The sequence below is a fragment of the Bacillota bacterium genome (assembly GCA_013178125.1).
Lineage (GTDB): Bacteria > Bacillota > SHA-98 > Ch115 > JABLXJ01 > JABLXL01.
This window is the reverse complement of the sequence record JABLXJ010000048.1, coordinates 1-3,897: the sequence shown is the minus strand read 5'-3', so window position 1 is coordinate 3,897 and position 3,897 is coordinate 1. Positions and strand designations below refer to the sequence as shown.

At 50.7% G+C, this 3,897-nt stretch carries 7 protein-coding genes; 2 read left to right on the top strand and 5 right to left on the bottom strand.

From position 1 onward, the window contains the following. Positions 1 to 231: 231 nt before the first annotated feature. Positions 232 to 525 (bottom strand): ATP-binding cassette domain-containing protein, encoded by a 294-nt coding sequence (locus tag HPY71_15605; GenBank protein NPV54913.1) that lies wholly within the window; start codon positions 523 to 525, stop codon positions 232 to 234. Positions 526 to 752: 227 nt separating this feature from the next. After that, positions 753 to 869 carry a hypothetical protein gene (locus HPY71_15600; GenBank protein NPV54912.1) on the bottom strand — a complete coding sequence of 39 codons (117 nt, stop codon included), beginning with the start codon at positions 867 to 869 and terminating at the stop codon, positions 753 to 755. 205 nt (positions 870 to 1,074) lie between these two features. Between HPY71_15600 and HPY71_15595 the strand changes: the two genes are divergently transcribed. Then, positions 1,075 to 2,049, top strand: a complete 975-nt coding sequence (locus HPY71_15595; protein NPV54911.1) for an ABC transporter ATP-binding protein — start codon at positions 1,075 to 1,077, stop codon at positions 2,047 to 2,049. Next, complete coding sequence (locus HPY71_15590; GenBank protein ID NPV54910.1) at positions 2,049 to 2,822, top strand: ABC transporter permease; 774 nt, start codon at positions 2,049 to 2,051, stop codon at positions 2,820 to 2,822. Before HPY71_15595 ends, HPY71_15590 begins: the two co-directional genes overlap by 1 nt. On the opposite strand, the gene HPY71_15585 is transcribed toward HPY71_15590, so the two are convergent. From HPY71_15585 to HPY71_15575, 3 genes are all read right to left on the bottom strand, one after another. After that, positions 2,823 to 2,987, bottom strand: a complete 165-nt coding sequence (locus tag HPY71_15585; GenBank protein ID NPV54909.1) for a hypothetical protein — start codon at positions 2,985 to 2,987, stop codon at positions 2,823 to 2,825. Between the two features lie 5 nt (positions 2,988 to 2,992). Then, positions 2,993 to 3,385: a hypothetical protein gene (locus HPY71_15580; protein NPV54908.1), complete on the bottom strand. Its 393-nt coding sequence runs from the start codon at positions 3,383 to 3,385 to the stop codon at positions 2,993 to 2,995. A 3-nt stretch (positions 3,386 to 3,388) separates the two neighbouring features. Beyond that, positions 3,389 to 3,897, bottom strand: a 509-nt coding sequence (locus HPY71_15575) for a hypothetical protein (GenBank protein ID NPV54907.1), incomplete at its 5' end; no start/stop codon positions are given.

Genomic DNA, 3,897 nt, shown 5'->3' with positions numbered 1-3,897 from the left:
AACGAAGGACTGTAAGGCCATGAGCCAGTGAGGCATGATAGGGTAAGTCGAGGGTAGATATGGGCTGGGGATCCTCCCAAGGCGTTGAATTTGAGGAAATAAGGAAGGCTGTGGATATGGCGCAGCTATGGACTTATGGATAACCCCTTCGGGGTTACCCACAGGGTCCACAGCTGCTTGGACAACGCTACGCGTTGCCCACATATCCACAGCCCCGACGACTACGCCGGTTTAATCTATTGAAAAATGGAGAGAAGGCGAGATCGAGAGAGCTAACTTTAAAACATTGAGATAGGTTGGAATCAGGATGCCTGTCAGCATCTTGATAGTGGTGGATTTACCCGCCCCGTTGGGACCCACGTAAGCCACGGATTCTCCCGCTTCCATCGAGAGGTTGATATGATCTACCGCTACCTTCTTCAAGCGTTGAGGGTTGAACAAGTATTCTACGGAGCCCACTAGACCAGGCCGCTTTTGCGGGACGTAGAATATCTTGGTGAGACCCGTAACCTCAATCAAAGCCATAATATCACCCCTGACGGATGTACTGCCTCTGCTATTCCGGCCAAGTGGTGTCGGCTCTGCTACTTTATATGTGGCCATGCATTGGCATATGCAGGCATATCGCTCATTATTCATTCAATTCAATTCGCCATATGCTCCGGGAACCCTTCCTTCATATCCCCGGACCTGTGCCGGATTCATTATTTCCTAGCCTGGGCCTCGAAGAACGCATGAACTTCTTTCAGGAACTAAGGAATTGGCAGGTTCTGTGGACAGGCCTGATCACACTGGCCGCACTCGACACATTGTGGCACATCGGAATTCGACTTCTTGAGTGAATCATATGCCCGCGCCGACTCATGCACAGTTCCATATACGAAGGCGTCATTATATAGTGAGAATATCATGACGGTGGTTGGTGGATAATAGAGCGTTATTAAAAATTTTCATCTCTATATTGACAATATCAACATTGCCATTTACTATTTTAATAGATATATTTGCTGATAAGGAGAGAATATTGGTAAGGGGGAAAGCATGTCGAGTAGTTCCTGCTCAGGAGGTGAAATCGTGAGGGAGTCTAATGGGGTAGCCCTGGAGGTTCAGGGTTTGAGGAAGGTATTTCGTGACAGGGGGTCAGGGGAGGTCTGCGCGGTCGATGGTATTGACTTCAGTGTGAGAAGTGGCGAGGTTGTTGGCCTCCTTGGACCAAATGGGGCAGGCAAGACCACCACCATAAAGTGCATCCTGGGGCTTGTCCGTCCAACGGCGGGACGGGTAGCGATATTTGGGTATGATGTTATGGATCACTACCCGGGCATCCTGCGTAAAGCGAGCGCCGTTCTGGAGGGGAGCCGCAATGTATACTGGAGAATGACCGTCTGGGAGAATGTAACATTCTTTGCAGGGATTCATGGGATCCCTCTCAACGAGGGGCGCCCATATTTTGAACATCTCATTAGGATATTTGGGCTTCAGGATAAGCGAGACGCAGAGGTCCGTAAGCTCTCTCAGGGAATGAAACAGAAGACTGCCGTGGTCTGCGCCCTGGCGAAACGGACCCCCTTGGTATTTCTCGATGAACCCACCTTAGGTCTCGACGTCGAGACATCATATGAACTCCGGGAAACTTTACGAAGCCTTGCTCAGGAAGAGAACCGCACTATCATTCTCAGTAGTCATAACATGGATGTGGTCCAGGACGTATGTCGCCGCGTAATCATCATGTCGTCTGGACGCATTGCCGCAGACGATTCCGTAGACCATTTGATGAGCCTGTTTAAAACGCGGGCCTACCACATCACGCTCAATGGACCGGTTCCGGAAGGCCTTAAAGAAACCCTTATTTCTCGCTTTCCCGGGGTCACCTTTGACAATGTAGGGCGGACAAGCGAATTACGGCTGCAGATTCCTGAGCCCGAGGATATTTATAGGCTTATGAATATATTTTCTCAAGCGGGCGCGATTATCGAAGGGATCTCGCAAGAGGAACCGGACCTGGAAAAGGTCTTCCTCGAAATTGTCCGCAGGGGGAGGGAGAACTGATGTCGCTTATCGTGGCTCTGCAGGCTATTGTGCGCCGAAACATCACAATGATGACCCGGTACATATTCAACACCCTTTCTGGGTTTGTCTCGATTTATCTTATTTTCTGTTTCATCTTCTTTGGCATGAAGGCATTTGCGAAACCCGGGCCTTCATTTGATAGCTCACTGGAGGGGACTGTCGTCGGCTTTTTCGTGTGGACCCTCGCGCTCTTTGCCTTTTCCGAGCTTTCATGGGATCTCATCAACGAGGCTCAGACAGGGACTCTTGAACAACTCTACCTGGCTCCGTGTGGGTTCAAGTGGCTTTCCATATTTAATCTCCTGACGAACCTTACGGTAAACATCGTCGCATCTACCATCTTGCTCCTTGCCATGATGGCGACCACCGGACGCTGGCTGAATCTCGATATCATCAGCATCGTCCCGTTATTGCTTATGACGGTCCTGACGGCATATGGAGTTGGCTTTGCCCTAGGTGGACTGGCGCTTATCTTCAAGCGGATACAGGCCTTTTTCCAGATCATGCAATTTGTATTTATCGGTTGCCTTGTGATCCCTTGGCGTCTTGCCTGGGCGAAATTCCTTCCTCTTTCGTTGGGAAACGCCCTTATTTATAAGGTGATGGCGGGTGGAGTTCGCCTGTGGGAATTGCCGCTGGGAGATGTGCTGATGGCGACCGGGATTGGCCTGGGATACCTCACGCTCGGGCTGCTGGTCTTTTCAGCATGCGAACGGGCGGCCAAGGGTCGCGGCCTCTTGGGACATTATTGATTATTCCGGCATTTCGAGGAGTCGCTTTATGATGTCATCTAGCAGTGGCTCTGCCATGGAAACATCGCGTATTTCGCCGAGAGCCTGCATCGCCATGAGCACCTTGGCAGCCGTGGATCTATTCCGGTAAAAATATACATCTACGGTGCGAGAATCCTTATCCACGGCTGCTATTTTGAGAAATGAGCGCTCTGCCAACCAAATGATGATGACATCATGTACCAGAAATAATCCATAGGCCGGATAAGCTCGGTGGCGATATTTCCGGAGCGTACCGCATCGACTATCCTGACCTGGGTGCGGACGCCAAATTGGGTGAACCACAGCGTTGTCTGGTTAAATGAAATGTACTGCACTATTGTGAGGGCGGAATAATCATTGAACCCGGAAACCGGGGTGACGCCTTTCCAGAGATAGATATAAATAAGCCCAAATACCGCGCTTGCCACGGTATTTATCAGGTGAGAGGCGCGGAATACTGGAAGTTCTGAATAAAACCCTTGGATAAAACGACTCCAGATTTTCGGAAAGAGTTGATGATCCGAGGAATCATGTGATACCATACCTTATTCCAGTTCTACAATCTTGACCTCAACGCCATACGACGCGAGAATCTCATTTATCTCATCCCGCCCTGAAAAAAGGCAGCGCACCCTTTTTGGTTCGCTCACCATCCTCTGCGGGTCACTCACCATGCTTTGTGGCTCGCTCGCGATCCCTTGAGGTTCGCCCACGATCCTTTTAGGTTCGCTCACAGCGGATTGGCCGCCCCGCAGGTTACTTTCCCTTATCAGCTCCAGGGCCTCATTTGTAAACCCTCCGCTTGACACAAGCCACACCGTCACATCCTTGCCCCTCTGCATCTCCCTTACCACATCCGCTGCCTCAAAAGCCTTCTTTACCTCCTGGGCTGTCATAGGCTGGCCCTTCCGATACTTGCACTCTGCTATCCATATGTGCCTTTCCCCGCCCTGGTCATAATACCCATACGCATCAATCTGATATTCCCCGGATGTGGGCAGCTTCACAATGATGCTCCCCGGCGTGCTGAGAAGTGGAGCCACTATGAGTTCTC